This is a genomic window from Streptomyces sp. NBC_00466 (genome assembly GCF_041433995.1).
Lineage (GTDB): Bacteria > Actinomycetota > Actinomycetes > Streptomycetales > Streptomycetaceae > Streptomyces.
Window position 1 is genome coordinate 5290461 of record NZ_CP107896.1, and the last position, 23717, is coordinate 5314177.

Annotated in this window: 17 protein-coding genes; 7 read left to right on the forward strand and 10 right to left on the reverse strand. The window is 71.6% G+C overall.

Annotation, left to right across the window (positions count from 1 at the left end; translation table 11 throughout):
- The first annotated feature begins 14 nt into the window (after nt 1-14).
- The 4 genes from OG210_RS23815 (at nt 15) to OG210_RS23830 (ending at nt 4174) form a co-directional block, all read left to right on the forward strand.
- Nucleotides 15-932, forward strand: coding sequence for a carbohydrate ABC transporter permease (locus OG210_RS23815; RefSeq protein WP_328325867.1), 918 nt, complete (start codon nt 15-17; stop codon nt 930-932).
- A 105-nt stretch (nt 933-1037) separates the two neighbouring features.
- Nucleotides 1038-2693: a glycoside hydrolase family 13 protein gene (locus OG210_RS23820; protein ID WP_328325865.1), complete on the forward strand. Its 1656-nt coding sequence runs from the start codon at nt 1038-1040 to the stop codon at nt 2691-2693.
- Entirely contained in the window at nt 2690-3712 is a 1023-nt protein-coding gene (locus OG210_RS23825; RefSeq protein WP_328325863.1) for a LacI family DNA-binding transcriptional regulator, read from the forward strand. Before OG210_RS23820 ends, OG210_RS23825 begins: the two co-directional genes overlap by 4 nt.
- Before the next feature lie 114 nt (nt 3713-3826).
- A complete protein-coding gene (locus OG210_RS23830) occupies nt 3827-4174 on the forward strand; it encodes a 5-carboxymethyl-2-hydroxymuconate Delta-isomerase (protein ID WP_328325861.1) in 348 nt (115 codons plus the stop codon).
- 14 nt (nt 4175-4188) lie between these two features.
- Here OG210_RS23830 and OG210_RS23835 read toward each other — a convergent pair whose 3' ends face one another.
- Nucleotides 4189-4914, reverse strand: coding sequence for a TetR/AcrR family transcriptional regulator (locus OG210_RS23835; RefSeq protein WP_371538614.1), 726 nt, complete (start codon nt 4912-4914; stop codon nt 4189-4191).
- A gap of 116 nt (nt 4915-5030) precedes the next feature.
- Nucleotides 5031-6155 (reverse strand): CaiB/BaiF CoA transferase family protein, encoded by a 1125-nt coding sequence (locus tag OG210_RS23840; protein WP_371538616.1) that lies wholly within the window; start codon nt 6153-6155, stop codon nt 5031-5033.
- Nucleotides 6156-6303: 148 nt separating this feature from the next.
- Here OG210_RS23840 and OG210_RS23845 point away from each other — a divergent pair, with 148 nt between their 5' ends.
- Nucleotides 6304-7479 carry an acyl-CoA dehydrogenase family protein gene (locus tag OG210_RS23845; protein ID WP_371538618.1) on the forward strand — a complete coding sequence of 392 codons (1176 nt, stop codon included), beginning with the start codon at nt 6304-6306 and terminating at the stop codon, nt 7477-7479.
- A gap of 62 nt (nt 7480-7541) precedes the next feature.
- Here OG210_RS23845 and OG210_RS23850 read toward each other — a convergent pair whose 3' ends face one another.
- The 6 genes from OG210_RS23850 to OG210_RS23875 all read right to left on the reverse strand — a co-directional run bounded on the left by OG210_RS23850 (nt 7542) and on the right by OG210_RS23875 (nt 19969).
- Complete coding sequence (locus tag OG210_RS23850; protein WP_371538620.1) at nt 7542-9038, reverse strand: PucR family transcriptional regulator ligand-binding domain-containing protein; 1497 nt, start codon at nt 9036-9038, stop codon at nt 7542-7544.
- Between the two features lie 154 nt (nt 9039-9192).
- Nucleotides 9193-12474: a GH92 family glycosyl hydrolase gene (locus OG210_RS23855; protein WP_328335387.1), complete on the reverse strand. Its 3282-nt coding sequence runs from the start codon at nt 12472-12474 to the stop codon at nt 9193-9195.
- 279 nt (nt 12475-12753) lie between these two features.
- Nucleotides 12754-13839 carry a PDR/VanB family oxidoreductase gene (locus OG210_RS23860; RefSeq protein WP_328325851.1) on the reverse strand — a complete coding sequence of 362 codons (1086 nt, stop codon included), beginning with the start codon at nt 13837-13839 and terminating at the stop codon, nt 12754-12756.
- A 2-nt stretch (nt 13840-13841) separates the two neighbouring features.
- Entirely contained in the window at nt 13842-14756 is a 915-nt protein-coding gene (locus tag OG210_RS23865; RefSeq protein WP_328325849.1) for a metal-dependent hydrolase, read from the reverse strand.
- A gap of 89 nt (nt 14757-14845) precedes the next feature.
- Nucleotides 14846-16789 carry a hypothetical protein gene (locus OG210_RS23870; RefSeq protein WP_328325847.1) on the reverse strand — a complete coding sequence of 648 codons (1944 nt, stop codon included), beginning with the start codon at nt 16787-16789 and terminating at the stop codon, nt 14846-14848.
- Between the two features lie 69 nt (nt 16790-16858).
- Nucleotides 16859-19969 carry an alpha-N-acetylglucosaminidase TIM-barrel domain-containing protein gene (locus OG210_RS23875; RefSeq protein WP_328325845.1) on the reverse strand — a complete coding sequence of 1037 codons (3111 nt, stop codon included), beginning with the start codon at nt 19967-19969 and terminating at the stop codon, nt 16859-16861.
- 378 nt (nt 19970-20347) lie between these two features.
- On the opposite strand from OG210_RS23875, the gene OG210_RS23880 reads away from it, so the two are divergent.
- Together OG210_RS23880 and OG210_RS23885 are read left to right on the forward strand one after the other, a co-directional pair.
- Nucleotides 20348-20428, forward strand: a complete 81-nt coding sequence (locus OG210_RS23880; protein WP_371540459.1) for a tryptorubin family RiPP precursor — start codon at nt 20348-20350, stop codon at nt 20426-20428.
- A gap of 82 nt (nt 20429-20510) precedes the next feature.
- On the forward strand, nt 20511-21557 hold the full coding sequence (locus OG210_RS23885) for a cytochrome P450 (RefSeq protein ID WP_371538623.1): 1047 nt from the start codon (nt 20511-20513) through the stop codon (nt 21555-21557).
- A gap of 154 nt (nt 21558-21711) precedes the next feature.
- On the opposite strand, the gene OG210_RS23890 is transcribed toward OG210_RS23885, so the two are convergent.
- Together OG210_RS23890 and OG210_RS23895 are read right to left on the reverse strand one after the other, a co-directional pair.
- A complete protein-coding gene (locus tag OG210_RS23890; protein ID WP_266857719.1) occupies nt 21712-22359 on the reverse strand; it encodes a response regulator transcription factor in 648 nt (215 codons plus the stop codon).
- Entirely contained in the window at nt 22323-23612 is a 1290-nt protein-coding gene (locus OG210_RS23895; protein ID WP_371538625.1) for a sensor histidine kinase, read from the reverse strand. The genes OG210_RS23890 and OG210_RS23895 overlap by 37 nt, the downstream gene beginning before the upstream one ends.
- Nucleotides 23613-23717: the final 105 nt, after the last annotated feature.

Genomic DNA, 23717 nt, shown 5'->3' on the forward strand with positions numbered 1-23717 from the left:
AGGCAGGACCCCCGATGACGACCCCGACGACCCTCACCACGGAGACCGCACCGGCGGAGCGGACACCACCGCCCGTACGGCGGCCCGCCCGCACCGTCAGCCGCGACCGGCCGAGCCGCCGGGCCACCGTGCTCTCGCACACCGCGCTCAGCGTCGCCAGCCTGATCGCGCTCTTCCCGATCGCGTGGCTGGCCTTCCTCTCGCTCGGCCCCGACAAGAGCGACTATCTGCATCCGGGCCGGATCTGGTCCAAGATCTCGTTCGCCAACTACTCGTTCGTCCTGGAGCACACCCGCTTCTTCACCTGGCTCGGCAACACCGCCCTGATCGCCGTCGCGACCAGCGTCATCGGCGTCCTCATGGCCGCCACCGCCGGGTACGCCGTCTCCCGCATGAGGTTCCCCGGCCACAAGAAGCTGATGTGGCTCCTGCTGGTCACCCAGATGTTCCCGGTCGCCGTCCTGATGGTGCCGATGTACGTGATCCTCGCGGACCTCGGCCTCATCGACACCTTCGGCGCCCTGATCCTGGTGTACTGCTCCACCGCCGTGCCGTACTGCGCCTGGATGCTCAAGGGGTACTTCGATACCATCCCGTACGAGATCGACGAGGCGGGGCGCGTCGACGGGCTGAGCCCCTTCGGCACCTTCTGGCGGCTCATCCTGCCGCTCGCCAGGCCCGGTCTCGCGGTGGCGGGCTTCTACACCTGCCTGACCGCCTGGGGCGAGGTCGCCTTCGCCTCGACGTTCATGCTCGACGACAGCAAGTACACGCTCGCGGTGGGCCTCTCCAGCTTCGTCAGCGAGCACGATGCCCAGTGGAACTACATGGCCGCCACCGCTGTCCTCATCGCCATCCCTGTTTCCTTCATCTTCTACCTGGTGCAGAAGCACCTGGTCACAGGCTTGACAGCGGGCGGGACCAAGGGCTGAGCCGTACCCCATCCGTACGCACCGTGACGCGTACGCCTCCACGACGCCGTACGCCTCCGTGACGCCGTACGCCCCCATGACGCAACTGACTCACCCAGGGAAGACATGACTCAGCACTCCGCCGCCCCTGCCGCCGCAGCCCCGACGACCGCCGCCCGCACCGGCTGGTGGCGGGACGCGGTGATCTACCAGGTCTATCCGCGCAGCTTCGCCGACAGCAACGGCGACGGCATGGGCGACCTCGAAGGCGTCCGCAGCCGGCTGCCGTACCTGCGTGACCTCGGCGTCGACGCCGTCTGGCTCTCGCCCTTCTACGCGTCCCCGCAGGCCGACGCCGGGTACGACGTCGCCGACTACCGGGCCATCGACCCCATGTTCGGCACGCTCATGGACGCCGACGCGCTGATCCGCGACGCCCACGGCCTCGGCCTGCGGATCATCGTGGACGTGGTGCCCAACCACTCGTCCGACCAGTACGAGTGGTTCAAGCGCGCCATCGGCGACGGCCCCGCCTCGCCGCTGCGCGACCGCTACCACTTCCGCGAGGGCAAGGGCGAGAACGGTGAACTCCCGCCCAACGACTGGGAGTCCGTCTTCGGCGGACCCGCCTGGACCCGGGTCGCCGACGGTGCCTGGTACCTGCATCTCTTCGCCCCCGAGCAGCCCGACCTCAACTGGGAGAACCCGGCGGTCGCCGACGAGTTCCGCTCGATCCTGCGGTTCTGGCTCGACATGGGCGTCGACGGCTTCCGGGTCGACGTCGCCCACGGGCTCGTCAAGGCGCCCGGCCTGCCCGACCTCGGCAGCACCGACCAGCTCCGGCTGCTCGGCAACGACGTCATGCCGTTCTTCGACCAGGACGGTGTGCACGAGATCTACCGGTCCTGGCGCACGATCCTCGACGAGTACCCGGGGGAGCGGATAGCCGTCGCCGAGGCGTGGACGCCGACCGTGCAGCGCACCGCCCACTACGTACGCCCCGACGAGCTGCACCAGGCGTTCAACTTCCAGTACCTGGCCACCCACTGGGACGCCGCCGAGCTGCGCGAGGTCATCGACGTCTCGCTCGCCGCGATGCTCCCGGTGGGCGCTCCCGCCACCTGGGTGCTCTCCAACCACGACGTCACCCGGCACTCGACCCGCTTCGCCAACCCGCCGGCCGGCACCCAGATCCGCACCCCCGGCGACCGGGGACTGGGCCTGCGGCGGGCCCGCGCGGCGACCCTGCTGATGCTGGCGCTGCCCGGCTCCGCCTACCTCTACCAGGGTGAGGAGCTGGGCCTCCCGGACGTCACCGACCTGCCCGATGAGGTCAGGCAGGACCCGTCGTTCTTCCGCGCGGCAGGCCAGGACGGCTTCCGCGACGGCTGCCGGGTGCCGATCCCGTGGACCGCTGAGGGCCCCTCGTACGGCTTCGGCAGCGGCGGCAGCTGGCTCCCGCAGCCCGAGAGCTGGGGCGCGCTGAGCGTCGAGGCGCAGACCGGCGACCGCGATTCCACCCTGGAGCTGTACCGCGGCGCGCTCGCGCTGCGACGGGAGCTGCCGGGCCTGGGAGCGGGCGAGTCCGTCGACTGGGTCCCCGGCACCCCCGCCGGAGTACTGGCGTTCACCCGTCCCGGCTTCCACTGCACCGTCAACACCACCGGCCGCCCCGTACGCCTGCCCGTGCCCGGCCGGATGGTGCTGGCCAGCACCGAAGTCACCCTGGAGGAAGGCGAGTTCGAGCTGCCCGCGGACAGCACCGTCTGGTGGTCGGTGTGAGCGCACCGCCCCGGCTCGCGCACATCGCCGCGCAGGCCGCCGTCAGCGAGGCCACCGTGAGCCGGGTGCTCAACGGCAAGCCGGGCGTCGCGGACACCACGCGCCAGCGGGTGCTCGCGGCGCTCGACGTCCTCGGCTACGAGCGGCCCGTACGGCTGCACAGACGCAGCGCGGGCCTGATCGGCCTGGTGACGCCCGAGCTGACCAACCCCATCTTCCCGGCCTTCGCCCAGGCCGTGGAGCAGACGCTGGCGGGACACGGCTACACCCCGGTCCTCTGCACGCAGATGCCGGGCGGCGCCACCGAGGACGAACTGGTCGAGCAGCTGGTGGAGCGCGGGGTGGGCGGCATCGTCTTCCTCTCCGGACTGCACGCCGACACCTCGTCGGACCCCGCGCGCTACGCCGGCCTCGCGGAGCGCGGGGTGCCGTTCGTCCTGATCAACGGCTACAACGAGCGGATCAGCGCGCCCTTCGTCTCGCCCGACGACCACGCGGCGGCCCATATGGCCGTGCGCCATCTCTCGGACCTGGGGCACCGCAGGATCGGTCTGGCGGTCGGCCCGCCCCGCTATGTGCCGTCGCGCCGTAAGCGCGAGGGGTTCATCGAGGCGGTGGCGGCCCGGCTCGGCCAGTCGGCGGATGAGGCCGGAGCCCTGGTCCAGCACACCCTGTTCAGCGTCGAGGGCGGCCGGGCCGCGGCGGGCGCGCTGTTCGACCAGGGGTGCACGGCCGTGGTCTGCGGCAGCGACATGATGGCGCTGGGCGTCGTACGGGCGGCCCGTGAACGCGGTCTCGAAGTCCCCGACGACGTCTCGGTGGTCGGCTTCGACGACTCGCAGCTGATCGCCTTCACCAGCCCGCCGCTGACCACGGTCCGCCAGCCCGTCCAGGCGATGGCCGCCGCCGCGGTGGGCGCGCTCCTGGAGGAGATCGGCGGCAACCCCGTCCAGCGCACGGAGTTCGTCTTCCAGCCGGAACTGGTGGTACGGGGGTCCACGGCCCGCCGCACCGGCTGACCGGCGGGGGGACCGGCGTGCGAGGCTGAGCGGTGGCAGCGCGCCGCTCCGCCCTGCCGACCGGACCGGACACCGTCCGTTCCGGACCAGAAGCTTTCCCGGGAGGAATCCGCCATGCCGCAGATCACCGTCGAGTACTCCGAGTCCCTGGAGGACGCCTTCGACCGCAGGGGCTTCGCGCTCGGCCTGCACCCGGTCGTCGTGGAGACGGTCTCCGCCAAGCTCCCCGCCTGCAAGACGCGGTTCGTCAGGACGGCCGGGTTCGTCGCGGGCGACGGCACGGGTGACGACGCCGTGCTGCACGTGGAGATCGCGCTGCTGGCCGGCCGTACCGACGAGGCCAAGGCGCGGCTGAGCGAGGCGGTGCTCGACGTCGTACGCAACCATCTGAAGCCCACGCAGAGCACGCTGCACCTGTCGGCCGAGATCCGCGATCTGGACGCGTCCTACCGCAAGGTCTGAGCGCCGGCCGGTCCTCAGCCCTTGCGCTGGGCCGGGAGTTCCGCCGCGGGCGGCGGCGTCAGCGAGAGCAGCCGGCCGACCAGGTCCCCGAACGGCCCGTCGGCGGGCTCCTCGCTCAGTATCCGCCGTACGACCGCCGCCATCTCGGCGTCGTACGCGGCGCTCACCGCGGCCAGCGCGGCGAAGTCGTGCACCAGCTGCAACTCCAGCTCGGCCCGCGGAATGCTCCGCCCGTCGAGCCAGATCAGCGCGGTCGACTCGGCGAGCGACACCCACGACCTGACCACCAACTGGAGCCTGACGGGCGGCTCCTGGACGTCCAGATGGGACAGGATCTGGAGATACGCGGCGGTGCGGACCTCGTCGATCATCGCGTTGGTGGTGGTGGAACCCACGGCGGGGCCGCCGCGCATCAGCGCGGAGAAACCGGGCCCGTGCTCCTCGACGAAGTCGAAGAACCGCTCCATCACCCGCAGCAGCCGCGCCCCCAGCGCCCCTTCACGCGGCTCGACGAACCGCTCGGCCAGCTCGTCGGCCGCGCGGCGCAGCGCCGCCTCGTACAGACTCTGCTTGCCGGGGAAGTAGTGGTAGACGAGCGGTCGTGAAATGCCCGCGGCCGCGGCTATCTCGTCGATGGAGACATCGTCGGGGGAGCGGTGGCTGAACAGTTCGAGCGCGACACTGATCAGCTGCTGCCTGCGCTCTTCGACGCCCATTCTGCGGCGTACCCCGGTCGTCATATGAACAGGGTACCGACTGTGGTGCCGCCGGGCGTTGGCCGTACCGGGGCGGGCTGCGTCAGGTGCGCCGGATGCGGCGGCCGGCGGGACACCGGGTGGAGCGGCAGGCGGGCCGGTCATCCGGTGAGCCAGTCGCGGAGGATCTCCTCGTGGTGCGCGTCGAGTCCGGGGGTGGTGGACGGCGAGGCGTCGGGGACGCCCTGAAACACGACGGGTTGGCGCAGCGCGGTCATACCCTGCAGCGCCGGATGCCGGAACCGGCCGGTGACGCCCCGCGGACCGACACTGTCGATGGCCTCCCTGAGGTCCTGCATCGGGCCTGCCGGGACGCCCTGTTCCCCGGCGAGGGCGACGATCTCGGCTGCGGAGTGCTGCCGGGTCCAGGCCTCGATGGTGGCGCGGACCTCCGGTTCATGGGCGGTGCGCGCCTCGTCGGTGCGGTAGACGGGGTGGTCTGCCAGGTCGGGGCGGCCGATCAGGTCCAGCAGGCGGTGGAAGGTACGGTCGTTGGCGGCCGCCAGGACCACCGGTGCGTCGGCCGCCCGGTAGACGCCGAACGGGGTGGACACCGGATGCCGGTTGCCGACCCGGGTGGGCGGGGCGCCGTCGGCCGCCAGCAGGCTGGCGCCGGTGAGCTGGAGCGAGACCATCGCGTCCAGCATCGCGATGTCGAGATGCTGTCCCCGCCCGGTGCGGGCCCGTTCGACCAGCGCCGCGCAGACCGCCCACGACCCGTAGAGACCGGCCTGCAGATCGGCGATGGACTCACCGACCTTGGTCGGTTCGCCGTCCGGGGTGCCGGTGGTCTCCATGATTCCCGACATGGCCTGGATGATCAGGTCGTAGGCGGGGCGCGCGGACATCGCGCCCGACTGCCCGAACCCGGAGATGCTCGCGTACACCAGCCTCGGGTTGTGGGCGAGCAGCGCCGGCGCGCCGATGCCGAGCCGGTCGGCGACGCCAGGACGGAAGTTCTCCACGAGTACGTCCGCCCGCGCGGCCAGCGACCACAGGGTCTCCAGGTCCCCGGGGTCCTTGAGGTCGAGTGCGATGCTCCGCTTGTCCCGGTTGAGCATCGCGAAGTAGACGCTGAGGTCCTGCGAGAACGGTCCGAGCCGCCGGGTGTCGTCACCGCCCGGCGGCTCGACCTTGACGACATCGGCGCCGATGTCGGCCAGCAGGGACGTACAGAACGGGCCGGCCAGTACCCGGGACAGATCCAGCACACGAATGCCGCTCAACGCCGGCATGGCAACTCCTCGGTTCGACTGCGCCGAACGCTAGGAGCGCGGACCGGCCGGGGGATATGTGCAGAGCCACGGAGACAGCCGCCGTTGTTGTGCGGGCGCACATGGCGGTGGACGGGCGGCGAGTGGATGACTTGAGGGCATGAACACCTCCGAACAGACCTCCCAGGAGCACCTGCCGTACCGGATGCCCGACGAGTACGAGGAATTCAGGGCCTCCGTACGCGCCTTCGCCGAGGACCGGATCCAGCCACTGGCGGCCCGCGCCGACGCCGATGACGTCTTCTCCGCCGACGGCTACGGGGAACTCGTCGCCGCCGGATTCCACGCACTCGGCGTCCCCGAACAGTACGGAGGGGCGGGCGCCGACACACTGGCGCAGGCCATCGCCATCGAGGAAGTGGCGCGGGTGTCCGCGGGCATCTCCACCGTGCTGAGCTCCAACAAGCTCGGCGTCACCCCGCTGCTGCTCGCCGGGTCCGGCGAGCAGCGCGACCGGTATCTGCCCGATGTGGCATCGGGCGATGCGCTGTGCGCGTACGCGATCTCCGAGCGCGAAGCGGGCAGCGACGTCGCCGCGATGACCTGCCGGGCGGAGCCCGAGGACGGCGGCTGGCGGCTCTCCGGCACCAAGAGCTGGATCACATCGGCGGGCGAGGCGGCCGTGATGATCGTGTTCGCGGTCACCGATCCCGGCCTGGGGAAGCGCGGTATCTCGGCGTTCGTCGTCGAGGCGACCGACGAAGGGATCTCGTACGGCGCCCCGGAACGCAAGATGGGGCTGCACGGTTCGGTCACCAGGGAGGTCCACTTCGACGGTGTCCGCATCCCCGCGGGCCGGCTGCTCGGCGAACGGGGGCGCGGTCTGCGGCTGGCCCTGGCGACGCTGGACCACACCAGGATCTCGATCGCGGCCCAGGCCGTCGGCATCGCCCAGGGCGCACTGGACTACGCGGCGGACTACGTACGCGAGCGCCACCAGTTCGGCCACCCGGTCGCGGAGTTCCAGGGCGTCCAGTTCATGCTCGCCGACATGGCGATGCACATCGAGGCGGCGCGCACCCTGGCCTACCGTGCGGCGGCGGCCTCACAGGCGGGATCCGGGGACCTCACCTTCCTCGGCGCCGCCGCGAAGTGCCTCGCATCCGACACGGCGATGGCGGTGACGACCGACGCCGTTCAGCTGCTGGGCGGGGCGGGTTATGTGCGCGACCACCCGGTGGAGCGGATGATGCGCGACGCGAAGATCACACAGATCTATGAGGGGACGAACCAGATTCAGCGGGTGGTCATGGCCCGCCAGGTGCTCGGCCGCTGAGCTGCCAGCCGCTTGCTGCGGGCCATTTCAGCCGCTTCAGCCGCGTCAGCCGTTCAGTCGCGTCAGCCGTCGGCGGGGCCGAGCACCTGGAGCGCCAGCCAGAGCTCCAGCCGGTCCTGGGTCGCCGTGAGCCGCTTGCCCAGCAGCCCTTCGATCTGGCCGAGCCGGTAGCGCAGCGAGTTGCGGTGCAGGTTCATGGCGCGGCAGGTCTCCGTCACCGACCCGTCGTGTTCGAGATAGCTGCGCACGGTGGCCTCCAGGGCCGCACCGTGCTCGGTGTCGTAGCGGCGCACCGGTTCGAGCAGGGTGGCCGCCAGTTCCGCCAGCGGCAGTTCGGCGCTGCTCAGCAGCAGGCCGGGCAGGGACAGGGTGCGGCACTCCTGCACCCCCGGTCCCTGGCGCTGGGCCTGCCGGGCCTCGTGGTACCCGATGCGGATCCCGTGGGCCCCCTGGTGCACCCCGCTGACCCCGACCGCCGTCGCCCCGGGCCCGCCGCCGATGTGGTGGAGCAGCCGGTCGGCGACGGTCCTGGCGTCGCCGTCCGCACCGACGAGCACGACGATGCCGTCGTCCAGCGGGCACATGGGGTACGGGTCGGACTGCCCGTGCAGCAGCGCCGCCAGGTCGAGGGGCCGCTGCCGCAGCAGGGCGGCGGCCTGGCCCGAACTCGCCACGACCACACGGTGGCTGCCGTGCGGATCCACCCCGATCCGGGTCAGTTTGCGCTCCGCCTCGTTCCCCCCGAGGCCGTGGTGCAGGATGTCCGCGACGACCTGGCCGACCAGTTCACGGCGTCCGGACAGCAGCGCCTGGCGGCGTGCGATCTCCAGGCCCACCAGACCGGCCACCGGCGCGAGCAGCGTGACCTGTTCGCCGGGGCCCCGGGCCACGAGGTAACCGGCGACGGTGCCGTCCGCCCGTACCGGGAAGGACACCAGACCCGGTCCCGGACCGGCCGTTCGCGGGGTGTCCGACGCGGCAGCGACCTCGTCGACGGGCCACCGTGCGGACCGGGGGTGCTGCTCCAGTACCACGCCCGCCGGATCGAGGACCGCGACATCGGCGCCCAGCCGGCGGGCCAGCAGCGGGACGAGGTGGCGCAGTCCGCGCCCGGCGAGCAGGGCGCCGGTGATCTCGTCCTGCAGATGGATCATCAACCGGGTGCGGGCGTACTGCTCGGCGAAGATCCGGTCCGCCGCCCACCGGCTGATCTGGATGAAAGGGATCTCCACCGGCGACGTCAGCAGCGCGAGCCCGTGCCGCTGCGCGGCGGCCCGCAGCCCGGCCGGCACCCGTTTGTGGACCAGTCCGGTCCCGACACAGACGGCGGCGACCGGAACCGCCACCAGGTCGCGCACCAGCCGGTCCCACTGGTCGCGGGTACGCCTGCGCAGCGCGGTGGTCAGGACCAGTTCGCCGCCGCGGAGGAAGGGGACCGGGTCCTCCAGCTCGGTGGTGGACGACCAGCTGATCGGTACGTCGGGCCATGAGCCGGGTGAGGTGACCGCGGCCAGCCGCAGTTCACGCTGGGCCAGCAGATCGGACGCGAGGACGGGCACCAGCACAGAGTGCCACAGGCGCCCCGTGCCAGGCCCGGTGCACCGGCGGGCGGGCGGGGAGACAGCGAACGGGCCGCCGCGGCACGGAATCCGTGCCGCGACGGCCCGCCGGCCGGTGGCCGCCCGTCAGGCGATGGCCACCGGCTGCTCAGGATCAGGCGGTGGCCACCGCGAAGACGTGCAGCACGCCGCCGTTCGTCGTGGACGGCAGCGTCACGCTCGCCAGCTGCTTGCCCGCCTGGAGCGTGACCGGCGCGGTCGCGAAGACCTCCGTACCGACCGGGTCCGTACCGCCGCCCTGGACATCGCGGTACGGGGTGTGGACCGCCACCGTGTTGCCGAACGACGGCTTGTCCGCTCCGCCGCCGAGCGTCCAGTCGCTGAAGCCGATGTCCGCCTTCTGTGTGGTGCCGTCGGTGTACGTCAGCGTCGCCGTACCGCTGGCCGAACCCTCCGCCGCGCTGCCCAGCAGGCTGAGCTTGGTGGCGCCCTGCGCGGACGGGACGTTCAGCACCTGCGGGGTGTCCCCGGCCACCTCGATGTTGTCGGGGTCCCCGGCCGCCACCTTCGGCCAGGTGAAGTCGAAGCCGCCGGACGAGACCGTACCCCCGGGTGCGGCCCCGGCCGCTGCCAGCGCCTTGCCCGAGTAACTCCAGCCCTCACCGTCGAAGTTGGCCTGCGGGTTGTCGTCATCGGTGGAGATGGCCGTGCTGTTCCGGTTCCAGAGCATGCTGTTCTTCGCGGCGACGGTCACCGCGACCGAGGTCTTAGGAAGCTCCTTGCCCGCCGACGACTTCAGCGTGACCGGGACCGTGTAGCGGCCCTCGGCCGTGCCGGACGCGGCCGAAACGGAGAGCTTCGCGCTCGCCGAACCGCCCGCCGGGACCGTGAAGTCGCCCTGTGCCGGCTGCACCGTGACACCGGCCGGCGGCGTCGCCGTCCAGTGCACCGTGGTCGGCTCCTGCTCCAGCGTCTGCACCTTGACCGTGGTGTCCGCACCGGCGGCGCCGGGCTCGATCTTCAGCTGCTCGGGGGTGGCGCCGGTGAAGTACTTCACGCCGCCGCCCGGGAAGGACGGCGGGGCGTCGGCCGCCGCGCTGCCCCACGAGGTGTCCGCCTCGGCGCCCAGCGTGTAGTCGAGGGTGCCGCCGTGAGCGACCAGTGAGGCGGGGACCCAGGGCTTGCCGGACGTCCGGCCGTTGACCTTCAGCCCCTGGATGTACGTGTTGTCCGCCGAAGCGGCCGGGGCGTTGACCGTGATCGTCCGCCCGTGCCCGGTGTGCACCACCGCGTGCGGGAACAGCGGCGCGGAGAGCGTCAGATCGGCGCGGCTGGGGTTCTGCGGGTACATGCCGAGCGCCGAGAAGACGTACCAGGACGACATGGTCCCGGCGTCGTCGTTACCGGGAATGCCGCCCGGGGTGTCGGTCCACAGCTGGTCCATCTCCGCGCGGACGGTCTCCTGTGTCTTGTACGGGGCGCCCAGGTAGTCGTACAGATAAGGCGTGTTGATGTCCGGCTCGTTGGTCGCGTCGTACCGCGTGTCGTCCTTCGCCGAGAAGTCGAACTTGCCGTCCGGTGTACGGAAGAAGGCGTCCAGCCGCTTCACCGCGGTGTCGTCGCCGCCCATCGCGGACGCCAGGCCCGCCACGTCCGAGTACACCATCCAGGTGTAGCGGGCGCTGGTCCCCTCGACGAAGCCGCTGCCGGTGCCGGGCGTGAAGGTGCCCGCCCAGGTGCCGTCGGCCTTGCGGTCGCGGATGTAGCCGCCCTGCGGGGTGGCGTTGGCGTCGAAGACGTTCGTCCAGTTCCCCGAACGGTCCAGGAACTTCTTCGCGTCGGCGCTCCTCCCGGTCTGCCGGGACAGCTCGGAGAGACCGTAGTCGGCCGCCGCGTCCTCCAGCGTCTCGGCCGCGCCGCCCCAGCAGTGGCAGTTGTCGGCCGGTACGTACCCGAGGTCCAGGTACTTGTCGAGGGCGGGGCGCTGGCCCACGCACTCCACATTGCAGCCCGAGCTGTCCGAGTCGTTCGCCGTCGGTACGGTCGCCGCCTCGACCAGCGACTTCAGTGCGCCCTTGACGTCGAAGTCATGGCCGCCGAACGCGTAGATCCCGGCGAGCGCGGCGTCCGACGGGTCTCCCGACATGACGCTCGTCTTGCCGTTCTCGAGGAGCCAGCGGTCCCACTCGCCGCCGCGCTGGCCCGCGTAGTTGTAGAGCGACTGCGCGTAGTCGCTGCCCGCCCGGGGGTTGAGCAGCGTCATCAGCTGCACCTGGGCGCGGTACTGGTCCCAGCCGGAGAACGTGCCGTACTGCGCCTGCTGCCCCTTGGCCAGCCGGTGCGGCTTGCGGTCGGCGCCCAGATAGCGGCCGTCGACGTCACTGGTCAGCGTCGGCTCCAGCATGGAGTGGTAGAGCGCGGTGTAGAAGGTCGAGCGCTGGGCGTCGGTGCCGCCGCCCACCTCGACCGACTTCAGCACCTTGTTCCAGGCACCGGCCGCCTGCGACTTCACCGAGCCGAAGCTCTTGTGGGGCGCGTTCTCGGCGCGGAGGTTGGCCTCGGCGTTCTGCGGGCTGACATAGGAGACGGCGACCTTGGCCTGCGCCTCGGTGGTCCCGCCGGCGAAGGTGATGTACGCGCCCGAACCCTTGCCCTCCACGGCGTTGCCGGACGAGCTGTAGCCCGTACCGCCGGACGCCGATGTGGAACCCGGGCTGACCGTGCTGTCCTTCCAGGTGCCGACCTTGGCGAACGCCTTGTCGAAGTGGGCGGTGAAGTACAGCGTGTACAGGTCGTGCCGGTTGTTCGCGCTCTGCGGACCGCAGAAGTTGCCCGCGGTGACCGAGCCCGTCACCGTCCTGGCCTTCTTGTCGATCTTCACGGTGGCGTCCGTGCTGCCGCTCTCCGAGTTGGAGGTGCGGAAGAGCATGCTGGCCGGCTTGGACTTCGGGAAGCCGAACTGGCCGGAGCCGGTCCGTGCCGTCGTGGTCAGCGCGGCGGACGCGCCGTTGTCCAGACCGACCTTGTAATAGCCGGGCGACGCGCTCTCGTTGGTGTGCGAGAAGGTGCTGGCGTACTTGGCGTCGGTGGTGTCCGCGCTGGGCGAGGAGTCGACATCGCCCGTGTACGGCATGATCGGGATGTCGCCGTTCGCACCGGAGCAGCCCACCCCGTTGAGGTGGGTGAGGCTGAAGCCGCGGATCTTCGTGGCGTCGTACTGGTACCCGCCGGGCGCGGGCGTGGAGACCTGCTTGCCCCTGGAGTTCTGCGGGCTCCAGGCCAGCATCCCGAAGGGCTGCACGGCGCCCGGGTAGGTGTTGCCCGCGTTGGCGGAACCGATCAGCGGGTGGACGTACGACACCGGGTCCTTGACGGTGCCGTGCGGGGATGCGGCCGAGGCGGGGGCGGCGGTGGCGGCCATCCCCAGGGCGGCCATGGCGGTCACCACGACGGAGCTCAGCGCTCTGGTCCCGGTGCGCGTCCGACGGCTGTGCGTGTCTGACACCCGTTCCTGCCCTTCGTGTGACTCGTTTGTGGCGACTCGTGTGTGACGGACGGTCAACGCGCCGGAAACGGGAGCGCCGTTGAACACTCCGGAGCGGCGCGCCGTCCGACAACGTTGTCAACGACGTGAGGATGCTCCTCCTGCCGATCCGGGGTGTCAAGGCTCCCCGGGCCCCCGGACGGGCCCGGGGGCACACGAGACGCGTCAGGTCTACAGATCCAGCACCAGCCGCCTGCCCCGCGCCCGTGACACACAGATCAGCATCGAGTCGTCCCGCTCCGCGTCCGTCAGCAACTCGTCCCGGTGGTCTATCTCGCCGTCGATCACGCGCTGTTGGCAGGTCCCGCAGAAGCCCTGCTCGCAGGAGTACGGCACATTCGGGACCTCCGCGCGGACGGCTGCCAGCACCGTGGAGCCGGGCGCGACCGTCACCGTACGGCCGGAGCGGCGCAGTTCGACATCGAAGCTGTCCGAGTCCGCCGCACCGGCCGTCTGCGGCGCGAACCGCTCCAGATGGAGCGCGGCACCCGCCGGGAGCGCCGCCGACACCGCTTCGAGCAGGCCCTCCGGGCCGCAGCAGTAGTACGCGGTTCCCGGCGGGTCGTCCCCGAACTCCAGGACCGGGTAGCCCAGTTCGTCCTGCGGGACCACCGTCACACGGTCCGCGTCACCGCCGCCCAGCTTCTCGGCATCCGCCAGGAACGGCATCGAGGCGCGCGTACGCCCGCAGTACACCAGCCGCCACCGCGCGCCCGCCGCTTCGGCCGCCCGGAGCATCGGCAGGACCGGGGTGATCCCGATGCCGCCCGCGACGAAGACGTACGAGGCGGCTTCGGTCAGCGGGAAGCGGTTGCGGGGGCCGCGGATCTCGATCTCCGTGCCCTCGTGGAGATGTTCGTGCACCTCGCGGGAGCCGCCCCGGCCGTCCTCGATCAGCCGGGTGGCGACGGTGTACGCCCCCCGGTCGGCCGGGTCCCCGCACAGTGAGTACTGGCGGACCAGACCGGACGGAAGCACCAGATCCAGATGGGCGCCCGGGGTCCAGGTGTCGAGCCGTTCGCCGGACGCGCTCTCCAGCCGGAGCCGCACCACGCCGTCGGCCTCCGGGGCGCGCTCGGTGATCAACAGCCGTCGGCTGACGGTCCGGTGGCGGCCACGGCCCGACACCGGGGTCTCCAGTGCGGGCATCGGCCAGAGCGGGGACGCGGCGATACGGCGGCGCAGAGCGCGCCTGGCGAGCAGGGCCGCACCGGCGACCAGGACGACCGTACGGACGCGGGGCAGGTTCGGCGCCATGGTCAGCGGGCTCCGTTCGAGACGGCGGAATTCGCAGTGGGGGCGTTCGCAGCCGGGGAGTTGGCGAGGTAGGCGACGGCCTGCGCCGTGCTGCCCTCCTGTGAGGGGTGGTACGTACGGCTCAGATAGCCCGGCACGGACCGGGCGATGGCCCCGGTCGTGGGCAGCAGCCCCTGCTTGCCGCGCCGGTGGTACGCCCGCAGGGTCGCCCGGCCGTCCACAAGGAGCGGATCGTTCTCCATGAAGAACCTGACTCCGCGCTGCCAGAGGAAGACCAGCGCGGAGAAGGCGGTCGCCCAGGTGCGCACCCTGCGGCGGTAGCCGCCGTCGATGTGCTGGAAGACCTCGAAGGCGACCGACCGGTGCTCGACCTCCTCGGCGCCGTGCCAGCGCAGCAGGTCCAGCATGGTGGGGTCGGCGCCGCGCCGGTCGAGGGCTTCCGCGTTGAGCACCCAGTCGCCGAGGAACGCCGTGTAGTGCTCGATCGCGGCGATCGTCGCGACCCGCTCCTTGAGCCACCAGCGGCTCGCCCGGCCCGGCGGCAGCGTCCGGTCGCCGAGCAGCTTCTCGAAGAGCCAGTCGACCTGGGCGGTGTACGGGGACGGGTCGAGCCCCTGCGCCGCGAGATGGGGGAGCACGTCGTCGTGCGCCTGCGAGTGCATGGCCTCCTGGCCGATGAACCCGATCACGTCCTCGCGCAGCCGCGCGTCCCGGATCAGCGGCAGCACCTGCTTGTAGACGTGCACGAACCAGCGTTCGCCCGCCGGGAGCAGCAGATGCAGCACATTGATGGTGTGCGTGGTGAACGGGTCACCGGGCACCCAGTGCAGTGGGGTGGACTCCCAGTCGAAGGAGACCTTGCGGGCCTTGAGCGCTATGTGTTCCGAAGCCACCGGGGCAGGCTGCGTATTAGACATGGCGTCAATGTACCGACGGGTACGCCCGAGGGACAGGGCCTTGCGCGCAGCTGTTCACCGCCCCCAGTCACCCCCGCCACGGCCCCCCGTCACCGCAGCGCGCTGACGCGGGTCCCGTCCGCCAGTCGTCCGGTCAGCTGCGCCTTCGCCCCCTGCTTCGCGGGCAGGGCGAGCAGCGGGCCGGTCGAGCTGCCCGTCACACCGCCCGTCGTCGCCAGCGAAGTGAACTGCGCACTGCCCGCCGCCAGCACGTACCACTGCCCGCCGCGCGACTTCCACAGCACTCCGGCGAGCACCCGCGGCTGCCGTTTGCCGCAGGCCGGTGAGTTCTCCGACCGGGCCACCACCGTGTCGGGATCCGGCCCCCGGCCGCCGGGGGCCCGGAACTGCGCGAGCACCCGGCTCCCCGCGCCGCGCCAGGTCTCCGCGCGGGTGCAGAGCCAGGCCGCCCGGCCGCCCGCCGCCGGCAGCTGCTGGGAGGCGAACTGCCAGGAGTTCACCGTGCGTACGCCGTGCGAGCGGACCGCGGGGAGCAGGCACGCGGTGTGCGCCCAGCCCGCCAGGTCCCCCGCAGCCGTCACGTCGTGCGGCCCGGCCGGCGGGCCCGCGAGCAGCCGGGCCGGGGGCAGCTCGCCCAGGTCGGTGACCAGATGTGTGCCCGCGCCGTCGCGCAGTGCGAGCGCGTTCCAGGAGGTGCAGGTGCGGGAGGTGCCGGGGCCCGGTACCGGGTCGGTGACACCGTCGGCCGAGCGGCCCAGCGGCCGCGCCCCCGCCGAAGGGGCGAGCAGGTCCCGCACACTCGCGCGGCGCACCCAGGGCGCCGTCAGATAGCGGACGTTGTCGTCGGTCCTGCCGACGACCAGCGCGTCCGAAGCGGCCTCGTCCGCGTTGTCCACCCGTGCGAAATCCAGCGCGGTGCGCCCTCCGCCGTCCTTCGCCTCGGCGTACCGCACCACCCGCAGGCCGTCGTAGAGCAGCACGACCACCGCGTCGTCCACCGTGCCCGCGTACAGCAGCTGCGGCGCGCCCATCGGTGGCCCGGCGGGTGTGCCGGGGGTCGCCGAGACCTGTACGGAGCCGCCGGGGCGGGCCCAGACGGCGAGCGCGCGCCGCAGTAGCGCTGTGTCACCGGTGCGGTCGCCGCGCGCGGGCCATACGGAGAAGTCGGTACGGGCCGACGCCTTCCACGCCGTCCCCGCGACCCGGGTCAGCTTCGCCGGATTCAGGGCCTGTTCGGAGACCGGACTGCCGGTGTACGCCGGAGCTGCGGCCCGCCCGGCGCCCAGCCCGCCGTCCGGCAGTGCCAGCAGCGTCCCGCACACCAGGACGGCGGCCGCTGCGGCCAGCGCACCCCTGCCGAGGCGCCTGCGCCGCAGCAGATCGGTCGGCCTGGCCTGGAGCGAGCAGGGGTCGAACGCGGCGGACGCCAGCAGCCCGTACTGCGCCGCCGGGCCGTCCGCCCGGTCGAGCGCCGTTCTGGGGTCGGCCACCCCGGCGGCCTCCAGCACCCGCCGTACCCGGGTGTCGTCGAGCCCTTCGAGGCCGCGCAGCGCGTACGCGGCGCGTGCGGGCCCTGAGAGGGCGGAGAGCCGCTGGTCCAGGGCGAGTTCATCGGCGCCACCGGACCGGGGGAAGAGCCGCAGCCCCCACACCTGGGGCAGCAGCGGCGGCAACTGGGCGCGGCGTGGCCAGGCGTTCCACCGCCGGGGCCGCGCGACCTCCAGCGCCGCCTCGACCACCCGGCCCCGCACATAGGCGTAGGCCGGGTCGCAGTCGTCCGCCCGGCGCGGCGACGGAAAGGAACCGGCCGCCCAGGACCGCCGTCCGCGCGGCAGCGCCCGCTGCGCGATGGAGTGCGCGGTCAGCACCCGGCGGTTGCGGCCGAGCGAGGGCGGCAGGATCAGATACGCCAGCCGGACCAGCCGGGGGTAGTGCTCGACGAGCGCGGCCCCGGCCTGTCCGGCGTCGACATCGGCGGCATCGGTGGCGGCTGAGCCGGGCGCGGGGCGACGGGTGAGATCCTTTGGACGCACATTCAGCAGAACGAGCGAATGGTGGGTTGGTCACCGGGGGCCCCGCCCCGACGGGGCCCCCGGCACCGCTCAACTCAGCGACCAGCCACTGAAGTCCACGGTCCCGCGCATGCCGTTTCCGCCGTTGGTCGCGCTCATGAAGATCCCCGTGTCCTGGGTGTCCGCCGCACTCGGCACGGCGACGGTGGCGACGGTGCGCCAGCTGGTCCCGCCGTCCGTCGAGAACGAGCCGGTGTAGGCCGTGCCCGCCCGGGAGAGCCGCAGCACGACCGGTGCCTTGATCCCGGTGACGCGCTTGTAGGTGTCCAGCGCGCCGTCGCCTTCCGTGTCGTACGAGAGCACGACGCCCTGGCCCGGCGTCACCGCCAGGTTCAGGAACCCGGCCGAGCCCGGGGTGGCCAGGCTGTTGCGTACGACGATCCCGCTCCGGGCCCAGCTCCCGGTGTCGTCCTGGGAGTCCACCCGTACGGTCACGCTCGTGCCGTCGGTCATCGCCCCGGCACGGAACGCGGTGCCGAACTGGGTGGTGCCCTTCCACAGGTCCTGCCCGCCGCCGTTGATCGCCATCCGCTCGCCCAGCTGCCCGAACACAGCGTCGTTGCCGGTGTACGTCCGCCATCCGGCGTCGAGCGGGGCGGCCACGTACACCGCGCTCCGCTCCCGCACGTCCACCTGCTTCTCGCCCTGCGGCCCGAAACGGGTCAGAAGGGTGTACGGCATCGGGCGCAGCGGAGTGGTCAGCGGGTCGGCGGGGGCGGTGACCTGCCAGGAGACCGAGCCCGACGCGCCGGGGCCGACACTCTTCAGGGAGGTGCCGCCCTTCGGCACCGCGTCCAGGCCGGTCAGCGTGAAATCGACCTGGCCGGTCGCGCGCAGCCCGTTGAGGTTGCGGAAGCCGGCCGTGACCGTGCCGGTGCTGCCCGGGGTGAAGGCGACGGGCTGGGCGGAGACGGTGGCTGCGCCCTGGTACGGGGCAGTCGCCAGGGTGTCGTACACCCGCTGCGCGGTGCGGTACGCGTCGCCGGTCGCCTTGACGGGGTACGCATCCGTCCGGTGGGCCCAGGACGCCTCGTCCGGGTACCAGTCGAAGGATTTGGCATCACGGCCGTCGGCGAGCGCGGCCGCCAGTTCGTCCAGGAACGCCTGCCACTGCGGGAGATGGACGTCGCTGAGCAGCCCGTGCCAGTCGCGGTTCGCGTAGTTGCTGAGGTGGTCGGCGGCGGTGCGGTCGCCCCAGGTGGTGATGAGGGTGCGGGCCGTCCACTCCAACTGCACCGCCTCGGCCGGGCTGGTGGCGAAACGCTTGGCCTCCTCCAGCCAGGGGCCGAGCAGGAACGCCTGGTGGCAGCCGGCCAGGGTGTCGGCGAGCCGCATCAGCTTCATCCAGAGCGCGGACAGCTCACGGAGGGTGGCGGCGTCCTTGCCGGTGTAGGCGTCGTGCAGTTGGGGCAGCAGGATCCGGCCCCGGTCGGCGAGGGCCTGCCGGGCGAGATCGACGAGGTCGTAGCGGTAGGCGTCCGAGCCGCGCAGCGGTGCCCGGACATCGAGCAGAGCGGCGAAGGCGGTGTCGAACCCGGCGGTGTCGAAGGCGGACTTGACGGAGGCGGTGAGGCTGGGCCGGCGGGCGAAGAGCGAGTCGACCGGGCGTCCGTCGGTGGTGGTCAGCTGGTACGCGGTCGTGGCGAGCGCGGCGAACGCCGTCCGCGCGGCGCGGTCGTCACCGCCGTAGCGCACCCCGGCGTACTGGGTGAACCACGCGGTCCGGTCGATCTTCTCGGTGCGCCAGGCCAGTTCGCTGAAGAGCTCGAAGGCGGCCGGGTCGCGCTCGGCGGCCTCCGGCATGTACGCGGTGCCGGCCAGCGCACTGCCCGGCTTGTCGCGCCACGCGGTGAACTTCTCCGTCCAGCGGTCGGTGTCGGCGCCGATCGTCGTACGGCCGCCGAAGTCGGGGATGGAGCCGAAGGCGTACGGGGCGCCGCCCCAGTCCTTCTCGCGGTCGGTGACGGTGTCGATGTCCGAGAGCCCGTCGACGATCAGGATCCGGTCGGTGTCCACGGCCCGGAGCAGTTCGGCGCGCGGGTTGGCGCCCCAGCCGAGGATGACCCAGGTGGCGTCGGGGTGGGCGGTGTGCAGGGATGTCTCGACGGCCCGCGCGGCGTCGGCGACCGGGACATCACCGGGGGTGCCGCCCTCGTGGAGCAGGTCCATCTTGAAGTGCTGGGCGTCGCCGAGGAGTTCGGACTGGTGCCGGTAGAAGGCCGCGGCCACCTCGTCGAACACCTCGGACCTCGGGTCGAGCCAGTCCGGGCGCCGCAGCCCGTTCCAGGTGCCCTGCGGGACGACGTCGGCGCCGGGGTTGCGGTCGGGGAACCCGTCAGGGACGGTCCCGAAGTAGCCGGGGAACACCGGGTGCATGCCCAGTTCGCGCAGCCGGTCGGCGATCCGCCGGCCCAGGGCGGCGCGCCGGTCGATCAGCGCGGTGGAGAGCGGGCCGCCGTATCCGCTCATGTTCTGGAGGAGCCACCAGGGCTGGTGGGAGGGGGCGGGCAGCCAGGTGCGGGCCTCGGTGTCGGAGTACCCGAAGTCCTGGAGCAGCCGGTGGTAGACGGCTTCCTGACCGGGCGTGATGAGGACTTCGTTGCAACCGTGCAGGGCCAGCACGTCGATCGTCCGCTCCCAGTGCGGCCAGTCCGCGTACGGGGCGGTGTAGCCGTCGTGGGTGTCGTTGAGCGCGAAGCGGTGCGGGACGGTCGCCGACTGCTGGACTGCCTTGCCGGGTGCGGGCAGCCGCTTGGGGAGGTCGAGCTGCGAGGTGTTCCATGAGATGTGCGCCCGGCAGACGTACTTGAGGTACCAGTGGACGCCGGTCAGTGCTGCGGCGGGGCCGGTGGCGGCGACCTCGATCCGGCCCGCGGAGCCGGTGACCCGGAAGCGTTCCCCGCCAGTCAGGGGCGTGAGCGTGAACTGGTCGGCGTGGAGCGGCAACAGGCGCTTCAGGGCCGCGCGGGCCGGCCCGGTGTCGAGCGGCTCAGGGGCGGCGGGGGAGTGGCGCATGGGGAGGCCCAGGGGGAGGGCGGCCGGTGCGCCGGCCGCTGCGGCGGGGGTCTGCGCGCCGATCACGGCGCCGGCGCCGATCGCGCCCGCGGTGCTCAGCAGCGTACGTCTGGACAGCTTGTGCATCGGCACTCCTCGTGTTGCGCGTCAATGCTGCTGACGGTCCGTGCGATGACAGATGCGTGCGATGCGCACGGTAATGACGAGGGGCAGGTGGAGCAATGGGGCGCACAGGTATGAGTGCGTAAAAGCGGCCCGGTTCCATCTTTCGGCCCGCCGAATCCAGGATTGGCGAGGTGTGGAGTTGGGTATCACGGCGATCTCGTACAGGCCGATTCCGTTCTGTTGGTCATTGTTCGGGGTGCGTGACCGATGAAACATGTAAAGTGGCCGACCGGTGAGTGATCTGCATTACATTGACGTACCTTTTCTGCTGGGTTTCACTTCTGCCGCCGGGTTCTTATATCCGGCTCGGTCAGTTCGCCGTCAATCGGAGGTACTGTCATGAAGCTCATTCATTCACTCAAGAACAAGATCAGGCCCGAGAAGAGCCTGAAGTCGTACGCCTGGTACATCTGGTACTGACCTGCGAATTGTTCGCCCAGTTCCCGGCGGGACCGTTCAGCGGCCCCGCCGGGCGCCGGCCGCTTGCTCTGGGGGATCTCCGATGAACATTTCCGGTACCGACAGGGGCGCCCGGACCACGGTCTTCACGCCGAGAATCGACGATCTTCTGCGCACCTACCGCGGTGCGGAGGCATTCCGTCTGGATCCCGGAACCGTGGGCGTCGCAGGGCCCGAACTGATTGACGAAATACTCCGCAGCAGGCCGGCCAATGAATTCGAACGGCCGACATTCAAGCCGCTCAAGGGGAGATCCATCACCCGGCCTGAATCGTCCGCGCTCATGCGTGCTGTTTCGCAGGACGTCAAAGCCGCACTCAGAGAACCGGACCATGAAAAGGTCGATCTTTCCGGGGAATGGCCGCAGGTTGGCCATGCTTATCTGCGGGACCTTGTATTCGGTTCCGACCCCTACCGGTACCGCGTCCTCATGGACCGCAGGCTGGAGTGGACGACCGCGATGACCTGGACCGTCATCGGAACGGGCGCCGCACTGCCCGGCGTCCCGCGGCCCGGCGCGCCGGTCTCACAGCTGGCCGCGCTCACCGCGGCAGCCGAGACCTATGGGGAGCGGCGCCACGCCATGGGCATGTACCGCCGGGCGGCGGCGCCCGTCTGCTTCACGGTGTCCACCCTTGTCGCCAACGCGCTCTGGCTCGGCTCGCCCTTCGGCGACGACGTGTCCAACCGGGACATCCTGCTGGAGACGCTCCGGCTGCTGCCGCCGTCCTGGAACCTGCTGCGGGTCGCATCGCCGGAGTTCGCCGCGCTGGACGAGCGGATCGGCGAGCGCGACGACGTGCTGATGCTGCCCCTGCTGACCCACCGCTCTCCCGCGATCTGGGACGACCCCGACACCTTCCGTCCGGGCCGGTGGACCGGGACCGACCCCGACGACCACCCGGGATATCTCCCCTTCGGCCACGCCAACGAGCGCTGCTGGGGACGGCACATGGTCATGCCCCTGGCCGAGCGGCTGCTCGATCTGCTGCGGGCCGGCGACTTCGCCGTGGCCCCGGACCAGACATCGGCACGAGTCCCGCTGGCCGGGCTGCTGGGGGTCACCGGAGTGCGGGTCACCCGGCGGTAGTGGTACCGGTGGCGCGTCCTCCTGGACCGCAGCCCCGCGCCGCCGCTATGGACCGCCTCCCCGCGCCGCCGCCGGTCAGACCCGTTGTCCCCGGTCAGCCCCGTTACGCCTGGGTCTTCCCCGGTCAGCCCTGGGTCGTCCCGGTCAGCCCCGGTCAGCCCCGGTCGAGATAGGCGAGCACCGCGAGGACGCGCCGGTTGTCATCGTCCGACACCGGCAGGCTCAGCTTGCCGAAGATGTTCGACGTGTGCTTCGCCACCGCCCGCTCCGTCACCACGAGCTGGCCGGCGATGGCGGCATTGGAACGCCCCTGCGCCATCAGCTCCATGACCTCCAGCTCGCGCGGGGTGAGGCTGCCCACCGGCTTGTCCTGGGCCCGCCGTGACAGCAGTTGCTGGATCACCTGCGGGTCCATCGCGGTACCCCCCGCTGCCACCCGGCGTACCGCGTCGATGAACTGGTCGGCGTCGAACACCCGGTCCTTGAGCAGGTATCCCACGCCGCCCGTGCCGTCCGCCAGCAGCTCGCGCGCGTACAACTGCTCCACATGCTGCGACAGGACCAGGACCGGCAGTCCCGGTCTGGCCCGGCGGGCGGCCAGCGCGCACTGGAGGCCCTCGTCCGTGTGGGACGGCGGCAGCCGGACGTCGACCACAGCGACGTCGGGCTCCAACTCGGCGAAGGCCTTTGTCAGTTCGGGTCCGGTCTCGACCGCTGCCGCGATCTCGAAGTCGTACGCCTCCAACATACGGACCAAGCCGTCTCTCAGAAGGAAGAGGTCTTCGGCGAGGACAACGCGCACGGAATCTCCATCGTCACCATGGTCGGGCCGTCCACTGGGCTGTTGACGGCCAGTACGCCGTCGAATGTACCCAGTCGGCGTTCGATTCCGCTCAGTCCCGAACCCTTTCCTGCTGACGCGCCCCCGCGGCCGTCATCGGTGACCGATATCCGCAGCATCCCCTCGGCGTGGTGGATGTCGACCCAGATCCGGTCCGCCTCCGCGTGCTTGACGGCGTTCGTCAGGACCTCGCTGACCGCGAAGTACGCCGCCGATTCGACCGGGGCCTCCGCGCGGCCCGCCATGTCCACCTCGACCTCGGTCGTCACGGGAAGCCGCAGCGCCAGGGCCCTGACCGCGTCGCCGAGACCGCGCTCGGCCAGCACCGGCGGGTGGATGCCGCGCACCAGGTCCCGCAGCTCCGTGAGCGCCTCCGCCGACGACTCGCGGGCCATCGACAGCATCTTCTTCGCCTGCGCCGGGTCCTTCTCGATGAGCGCCTCGATGGTGGAGAGGTTCATGCCCATCGCCACCAGCCTGGCCTGCGCACCGTCGTGCAGATCCCGCTCGATCCGGCGCAGTTCGGCAGCCGAGCTGTCCACGGCGTCGTGCCGGGTCTCGGTGAGCCGGTCGATGCGTTCGCCCAGCTCGGCCTCCCTGGTGGGGGCCAGCACCGACCGGGTGAGGGAGAAATGGACGCGGATCAGAGCGGGCCCGAAACGCAGTGCGGCCGCGAGCCAGCAGATACCGACCAGGGCCGCGAACGCCGCGGTGGTCCAGCTGTCGACCCGGACGAACTCGTACCAGTACCCGCCGCCCGCGCGGACGATCGGCTTCCACAGACCGAGCAGCAGCAGGATGCCGAAGAGCCCCTCGCTGAGCAGCGACAGCGGCAGCAGTGCGATGACCGCGCCCGCCGTCATGTCGACCAGCAGCCAGCGTATGTCGCGCCATGTCACGGGATCCTTCACCAGCACCGCGCAGCGCTCCACCTGACCGGCTATGCCCGACCGCGGGTGGCGCGGGAGCGGCGGGCGCACCACCGGAATGCGGGTGCCCGTCCACTTCGCCGCCAGCAGCCGGCGCTGGTCGGCGTGCGAGCGGATCAGTCCCAGCAGCGCGGGTGTGGTGAAGACGCCGACTCCGACAGGGATCAGTGCGATCGACGTGACCGCCAGGGTGAAGAGCGTGATCGAGCCGATGAGTGACATCCCGGCCAGCGCCAGGCCCCGTACGGCCGCCACCCCCGCGTCGCGTGCCTTCGTCGCCCTCATTGATGTCCCTCTCGTCCCTGGCCGGGTGATCACCGGCCTGGACACCAGTGTGGCCGCAAGAGGGTGCCCGGGGCATTGGGTTCCGCACCCGATTCGGGGGTGTAG

Excerpts from the sequence above, each read along its gene's own strand:
- OG210_RS23820 (WP_328325865.1), top strand. The coding sequence starts at position 1,038 with ATGACTCAGCACTCCGCCGCCCCTGCCGCCGCAGCCCCGACGACCGCC.
- OG210_RS23830 (WP_328325861.1), top strand. The coding sequence starts at position 3,827 with ATGCCGCAGATCACCGTCGAGTACTCCGAGTCCCTGGAGGACGCCTTC.
- OG210_RS23875 (WP_328325845.1), bottom strand. The coding sequence starts at position 19,969 with ATGCACAAGCTGTCCAGACGTACGCTGCTGAGCACCGCGGGCGCGATC.
- OG210_RS23835 (WP_371538614.1), bottom strand. The coding sequence starts at position 4,914 with ATGACGACCGGGGTACGCCGCAGAATGGGCGTCGAAGAGCGCAGGCAG.
- OG210_RS23845 (WP_371538618.1), top strand. The coding sequence starts at position 6,304 with ATGAACACCTCCGAACAGACCTCCCAGGAGCACCTGCCGTACCGGATG.
- OG210_RS23865 (WP_328325849.1), bottom strand. The coding sequence starts at position 14,756 with ATGTCTAATACGCAGCCTGCCCCGGTGGCTTCGGAACACATAGCGCTC.
- OG210_RS23880 (WP_371540459.1), top strand. The coding sequence starts at position 20,348 with ATGAAGCTCATTCATTCACTCAAGAACAAGATCAGGCCCGAGAAGAGC.
- OG210_RS23815 (WP_328325867.1), top strand. The coding sequence starts at position 15 with ATGACGACCCCGACGACCCTCACCACGGAGACCGCACCGGCGGAGCGG.
- OG210_RS23855 (WP_328335387.1), bottom strand. The coding sequence starts at position 12,474 with ATGGCCGCCCTGGGGATGGCCGCCACCGCCGCCCCCGCCTCGGCCGCA.
- OG210_RS23860 (WP_328325851.1), bottom strand. The coding sequence starts at position 13,839 with ATGGCGCCGAACCTGCCCCGCGTCCGTACGGTCGTCCTGGTCGCCGGT.
- OG210_RS23895 (WP_371538625.1), bottom strand. The coding sequence starts at position 23,612 with ATGAGGGCGACGAAGGCACGCGACGCGGGGGTGGCGGCCGTACGGGGC.
- OG210_RS23885 (WP_371538623.1), top strand. The coding sequence starts at position 20,511 with ATGAACATTTCCGGTACCGACAGGGGCGCCCGGACCACGGTCTTCACG.